This is a genomic window from Caloramator fervidus (genome assembly GCF_900108045.1).
Taxonomy (GTDB): domain Bacteria; phylum Bacillota; class Clostridia; order Clostridiales; family Caloramatoraceae; genus Caloramator; species Caloramator fervidus.
This window is the reverse complement of sequence record NZ_FNUK01000039.1, coordinates 1-6,513: the sequence shown is the minus strand read 5'-3', so window position 1 is coordinate 6,513 and position 6,513 is coordinate 1. Positions and strand designations below refer to the sequence as shown.

6 protein-coding genes are annotated in these 6,513 nt (G+C 28.3%); 5 read left to right on the top strand and 1 reads right to left on the bottom strand.

What is annotated here, in order from left to right; all coding sequences use genetic code 11:
- On the bottom strand, window positions 1-184 hold a 184-nt coding region (locus C4R78_RS09360), incomplete at its 3' end, for a transposase family protein (RefSeq protein WP_146057674.1).
- Between the two features lie 204 nt (window positions 185-388).
- Here C4R78_RS09360 and C4R78_RS09270 point away from each other — a divergent pair.
- From C4R78_RS09270 to C4R78_RS09250, 5 genes are all read left to right on the top strand, one after another.
- Entirely contained in the window at window positions 389-3,340 is a 2,952-nt protein-coding gene (locus C4R78_RS09270; protein ID WP_159945892.1) for an ATP-binding protein, read from the top strand.
- Window positions 3,334-4,038 carry a selenium cofactor biosynthesis protein YqeC gene (gene yqeC / locus C4R78_RS09265; protein ID WP_159945890.1) on the top strand — a complete coding sequence of 235 codons (705 nt, stop codon included), beginning with the start codon at window positions 3,334-3,336 and terminating at the stop codon, window positions 4,036-4,038. Before C4R78_RS09270 ends, yqeC begins: the two co-directional genes overlap by 7 nt.
- A complete protein-coding gene (yqeB, locus tag C4R78_RS09695; RefSeq protein WP_103896753.1) occupies window positions 4,022-5,386 on the top strand; it encodes a selenium-dependent molybdenum cofactor biosynthesis protein YqeB in 1,365 nt (454 codons plus the stop codon). The genes yqeC and yqeB overlap by 17 nt, the downstream gene beginning before the upstream one ends.
- A complete protein-coding gene (locus C4R78_RS09255) occupies window positions 5,386-6,183 on the top strand; it encodes an XdhC family protein (RefSeq protein ID WP_103896752.1) in 798 nt (265 codons plus the stop codon). Before yqeB ends, C4R78_RS09255 begins: the two co-directional genes overlap by 1 nt.
- A gap of 117 nt (window positions 6,184-6,300) precedes the next feature.
- On the top strand, window positions 6,301-6,513 hold a 213-nt coding region (locus C4R78_RS09250; protein WP_146057682.1), incomplete at its 3' end, for a transposase.

Genomic DNA, 6,513 nt, shown 5'->3' with positions numbered 1-6,513 from the left:
CGTCTTTAATTTTTTGGGTTCTGTAGTCATGGACTTTAGAAGTAGTAGAGCCACAAGAAGGGCAAACATGAGATTTTTTTTTAGTTTCAACATGAAATTCAACGAAATCATCACCATTTACAATATTTTTTACGAAAACATCTTTTAAATTAAGCAAATTATTGATAAAATTATTCCTAAGCACTTTATCAGATGCCTCCTTTCAAAATATTTTGTGGGTTAATTATATTTTAGCAAAGCTGGCATCTGAATAAAGTGCTTTTTTGTATTTAAAGAAAAAATGTTGAGGTTTATTTACCACCCCAACATTTATTATAGAACCTTATAGACTATTGTATTACAAATGTGTATAATATTAGTAACTGATACTATTAATAGAGGGGTTATGATGGTGAGGGTTAAGGTAAGGCTTTTAGGCAGTCCATTAGTAACAGTTGAAGGTAAAAATATAATATTTCCATTTAAAAAGGCTGAGGCATTGTTTTATTATATGGTTTTAAAAAAGGAAGCAACAAGGGATGAAATTATAAATATTTTATGGAGTCATCAAGAAGAAAATGTAGCAAGGAAAAATCTTAGAAATGCCATATACAACGTCAAAAAGGCCTTTGGTTTTGAAGTTTTCACTTCCTTTGGAAAATCTAATCTAACTATAAATCCCTCTCTTTTTATTGAATGTGATGTTTTAAACTTTTTACAAAAAGGTCAAATTGATGAGTATAAAGGGGAGTTTCTAGAAGGCTTTTGCATTAAAGATTGTGAACCCTTTGAAGAATTTATAATGCAAAAAAGGGAAGAGCTAAAGGATGCATATAAAAAGATGATCTATTTGCAAGTAGATAGCTTTTTAAAGCAACAAAAATATTTTGAGGCTAAAGATTGTTTAAAGAAAATATTAAAAGTTGATGAATTTGATGAAAATGCTATAAGGCTTTTAATGAAGGTCTATGCAAAAGTTAATGAAACAAATAAAGCCTTGGAGCTTTATAGAAACTATGAATCAAAGCTTTTAAAGGAGCTTGGCATAAAACCTGATTTAGGTACAAAAAGGCTTTATGAAAAAATTATTTTATTTAAAAAAGAAAGGGATGAAAAATTTTTTTACGGAAGAAATTTGGAATATTCTAAATTATTTAATAATTATAGCAGTTTTTTAAATGGAGAATTATATAAGAATATATTAATCCTTGGTGAGGCAGGTATTGGAAAAACAAGGCTTGTTGAGGAGTTTATAAAATCCTTTCCTTATTGTAAAGTTTTGAAGATAAACTGTTATGCTGAAGAAGAAAACTACTTTTTAAAACCCTGGGGAGATGTTTTATATCAACTAGATGTATTAAAGGAGGATATACCAAAATCCTGGAAAGTAGCTTTAGCATCATTCTTCCCTTTTTTAGAGTTTGATATTGAGGATATTTCATATGGTTTTAATAAGTGTAAGTTAATAGAAGAGATAATTATAAGTTTTATTTTAAAAGTAGTAAATAAAAATAAACTTATAATAATATTTGAAGATATTCATTGGATGGACAAGTTAAGTTTATCTATATTAAAGAAGCTTATGTTAGCTAAAAAAGATGTAGCTTTTATATTAACAGCAAGGTATGACAAAAAAATAAATTTATTTTATTCTCAGATTTTAAACTATAACGTTATTGAAAAAGTTGAACTTTTAAGGTTTAGCAAAAGTGAGACCAAGGAATTTATTGAAAAGTGCCTTGATAAATCACTTCCTGATGATGTTTTAGATAAGGTTTATAAGGATACGGAGGGAAATACGTTTTTTATTGTTGAATATATAAATCTTTTGAAAAATAACTATGATATAGGCAAATTTAACATAAGGATAAATGAATTGTTAAATACAAGATTTATAGGAATTTCTAATGAGGCTAAGAAAGTTTCTGAAATTATTTCGATGTTTTATGATGAAGCCCCCTATGATTTTATAAAAGATATTTCAAATTTAGATGATGAAAGGCTTTTAGAAATATTAGAGGAGCTTATGGAAAAATTCATAATAAAAGAGACCAAAGAAAATGGGATAGCTTACAAATTTACCCATCAGAAGATTAGAGAATTTCTATATAATAGTCTTTCTGAGGCAAGGAAGGCCTTTCTTCATAGAAAAATTGCCAAGCTTATTGAAAAAAGGTTAAACAATGATAAGAGGGATGTTTGTTATTACAAAAGGCTTATTTATCACTTTGAAAATGCAAAGGATAAGTTAAGCGCTACAAAATATAAACTTAAATATTTATGTGAGCATCTAAATTATACCAATGAACTTTTTCCAGAAGAGGCAAATGACTATATTTATGAAGATAGGGATTCTATTTGTAGTAATTTAGAAAATATAGAAAATGATATAAAGGAAATAGATAAAGAAACTGAAGAAAACAAAAGGATACATCTTTTATTCTTTTATATAAAAGGAAAACTTAGCATATGGCAAGGGAATTATGATGAAGGGATAAAATATATTGAAAAATCTATAGAACTTTCAAAACAACTTAAAGATGATGAGTTTTTATTAAAATCTATAAGACAAATGATAAATTATGCTATACAAATTTATGACGTTGATGCTATGAGCTTTTACATAGAAGAAGCGTTTAAAATAGCTAGCAGAATAAAAAACAAAAAGGAAATTGCAATTTTACTACGGCTTAAAGGGCTCAGCTTTATAATGCGTAAAAGGTTTGATAAAGCAGAGGAGATTTTAAAACATTCTTTAATGATATTAGAGGCCTTAGGTGAAAATGACATATTCAATACTGCAGCAGTTTTAAATTATTTAGGAAACATAAAAAGATTAAACATGGATTTTAAATCTGCCATAAATTATTATAACTTAGCCATAGAAATATATAAAAAAGCAAAAACAAATATAGGGCTTACTGTTTTTTTAACAAATGCAGGACATGCTTGCTATGAACTTGGAGATTATGTTAGAGCAAAGGAATATCTTATGCATGCTATAGAACTTTATAATAAAATGGATGTTTATTGGTTAAGGGCAGTGGCAGAAGGTTATCTATCTTTACTTTTAATAAAAGAAGGAAAGTATAGCCAAGCTCTTTTGTGCTTAAAAAGTGCTGAGAAAAATGCTTTAAAATTAAAAAGCCCCTATGAAAAGGGAATTATATTTAGGATAAAGGCAGAAATAAAAGTAAATATGAATTATAACAAAATATTGAAGGATGAATTTAAAGATTATATTAATGAAGATTTAAGTTATTACTGTAAAGAAGGAATAAAACTTTTACAAAAGGTTAATGAGGATTATCAAGTGGATATATTAAAGACTTTTTTAAAAAGCGAGGGATGTTCTTGTTAGAATATTTAAACTTAGAAAAAGGTACCATAACATTTATAGGGGCAGGAGGAAAAACAAGCCTTATGTTTTTTGCTGCAAAGGAACTTAAAAAATCAAAACGTTCTGTTTTAGTTACTACTACAACAAAAATTTATTTTCCGAATTTTGGTGAGTTTGATTACTACTTTAATATTAAATATTTTGAGCCTAAAGATTTTTATGGGAAAATAACTGTTGTTGGAAAATATATAAATGAAGAAGGTAAAATAATTGGTTTAAATGAAGAAGAAATTTTTAGTATAGCTAAAAATTTTGATTTTATATTAGTAGAAGGAGATGGAGCAAAGAATTTACCAATAAAAGCTCCTTTAGAAAACGAACCTGTAATTCCGAGTTTTTCTGATGTTGTAATGGGAGTTATAGGCATAGATTGTTTTAATAAAAGAATATCTGAAAAAACTGTTTTTAGATTAGAAAGATTTTGTCAAGTTACAAATTCTAAAAAAGGAGATATTATAGATGAATATGTAATATCAAAACTTATTAATTCTCCTTTTGGGCTTTTTAAAAATAGTCCTTTATCATCAAGAAAAATTGTTGGCATAAATAAGGTTGATACTAAAAAAAGAAGAGAGTATGCTAAAAAAATATTTAATTTAACTTCTTTTGAGTTTATGGTTTCATCAGCAAAAAAGGGGATTTTTGAAAAATGGAGATGATTTTATGGTTTCAATAGTAATTTTAGCCTCTGGATTTTCAAAAAGGATGAATGAGAATAAGCTTCTTTTAGAATATAAAGGTCTTCCTTTAATAGAGTGGGTAATAAGAAATGCAAAAAATTCAAAGGCAGATGAGGTTCTTATAGTGTATAAGGATGATGAGGTTAAAAAAATTGCTGAGAGGTATTCAGTAAAACCTATATATAATATAAATCCAGAATATGGACAAAGTCAGTCTATAAAACTTGGTTTTGAAAATGTAAATGTAAAGGATGGGGTTATGTTTTTACCTGGAGATATGCCTCTTTTTAGTTGTGATTACATAAATAATTTAATTGATGAATATGAAAAAAACAAAGAAATAACTGTCCCATTTATTTTAAATACTATAAAAGCTCCTTGTATATTTCCATATATATATAAAGATGAATTTTTGGATTTAAAAGGGGACATTGGAGGAAAGGTTATAATAAAAAGATTTGAAGAAAAATTAAATAGAGTGTATTTTAAGGATATTAAAATTTTTTATGATGTTGATTATAAAGAGGATATTAAAAGGCTAGATAAGAAGCTGGTTCTTATAAAAGGGGCAGGAGAGATTGCATCGGGAGTTGCGTTAAGATTAAAAAGATGTGGTTTTGATATTATAATGACTGAAATAGAAAAGCCTTCTACCATAAGAAGAAAGGTAGCCTTTGCCTCTTGCATATATGAAAAGGAATGCAGTGTAGAGGGAGTTTTTGCAAAATATGTTAAAAGAATAGAGGATATAGAAAGAGTTTTAAAGGATGATAAAATTCCTGTTATTGTTGATGAAAGCTTAAAAATATTGGATTACTTAAATGTAGATGTGCTGATTGATGCGACTCTTTCAAAGAAAAACTTAGGAACAAAAATAGATATGGCTCCAATAACAATAGGGCTTGGTCCAGGGTTTGAAGCAGGAGTTGATGTAAAAGCGGTTGTTGAAACAAATAGGGGACATTTTCTTGGAAGGGTTTATTATACTGGAAAAGCTCAAGAGAATACAGGAGTTCCTGGTGAAATTTTAGGGTATACAATAGAAAGGGTTTTAAAAGCTCCAAAGGATGGAAAGGTAAAACTTATTAAAGATATAGGGGATGTGGTAAAAAAGGGAGATTTAATTCTTATGGTGGATGATGTAAAAGTTGAGGCTAAAATAGATGGGGTTATAAGGGGACTTATAAAAGATGGATATTTTGTTCATGAAGGAATGAAAATAGGGGATATAGATCCAAGAGGTAATGTAGATTACTGTTTTAAAGTATCGGAAAAAGCTTTAGCTATTGCAGGAGGAGTTTTAGAAGCTATATTGGGGGGATTTTAATGGAAAAAATAATTTTTCAAGAAATTTTAAATGGGTTAAAAGAAAACAAAAAGATGGCCCTTTGCATAATTACAAATACTTACGGTTCTTCCCCGGGAAAACAAGGTTTTTTAATGTTGGTTTATGAAGATGGGAAAAGCATTGGAACGGTTGGGGGTGGAGTTTTAGAAAAAGAAGTTATAAAGGATGCTGTTTGTGCTATTAAAAATGGGGAAAACAAAATGAGCACCTATTCTTTAACAGAAAGTGGGTTAAAATCCCATTGTGGAGGAAAGGTAGATGTTTTTATAAAAATTTTAGGAAATTTTGAAAAGCTTTTAATTGTAGGTGGAGGTCATATAGCCCTTGAGCTTTATAAATTTGCAAAGCTTTTAGGCTTTTATGTAGTTATATTTGAAGATAGAGAAGAATACGGAAACAAGGAAAGATTTCCACATGCTGATGAAATAATAATAGGCGATATAGCTGAAAGTTTAAGAAACTACAATATAAACCAAAATTCTTATGTCGTAATAGTTACAAGAGGACATGAAAAGGATGAAGAGGCATTAAAAGAAGTTATAAAAAAGGATGCAAAATATATAGGCATGATAGGAAGTAAAAATAAAGTAAACCATATATTTAATAAATTAAAGCAAGAGGGATACGAAGATTATCTTAAAAAAGTTTATGCTCCAATTGGTATAAAACTTGGTGGCAATACTCCTTCTGAAATTGCTTTAAGCATAATAAGCGAAATTGTGCTTATCAAAAATGGTGGTAAATTGGAGCATTGTAAGGAAAAACCCGTCCTATAAGGACGGGACAGATTGTTGACAAAGTATAATTTTAAAAAGAGAATCCATCACAAAAAAAGGATTCTCTTTTTTTATGTCGAAATATAATAATATACGAAGTAATAAAGGAGGATAAGTATGCTAACAATCAACAAAGATAAAATTCGTAGAGAACAAGTTGAATTTATCTCTGTTGACCAATTGGTTCCAGAAGATCATTTAGTTAGAAAAATAGAAAAAGCTATCAATTTTGATTTCATATATGATCTTGTAAAGGACATGTATTGCTTAAATAATGGGAGACCAAGCATAGATCCTGTTGTATTAATTAAAATAGTTTTAATTCAATAT

Coding starts and splice junctions, on each gene's coding strand:
- C4R78_RS09255 (WP_103896752.1), top strand. CDS start 5,386: ATGGAAAAAATAATTTTTCAAGAAATTTTAAATGGGTTAAAAGAAAAC.
- C4R78_RS09270 (WP_159945892.1), top strand. CDS start 389: ATGGTGAGGGTTAAGGTAAGGCTTTTAGGCAGTCCATTAGTAACAGTT.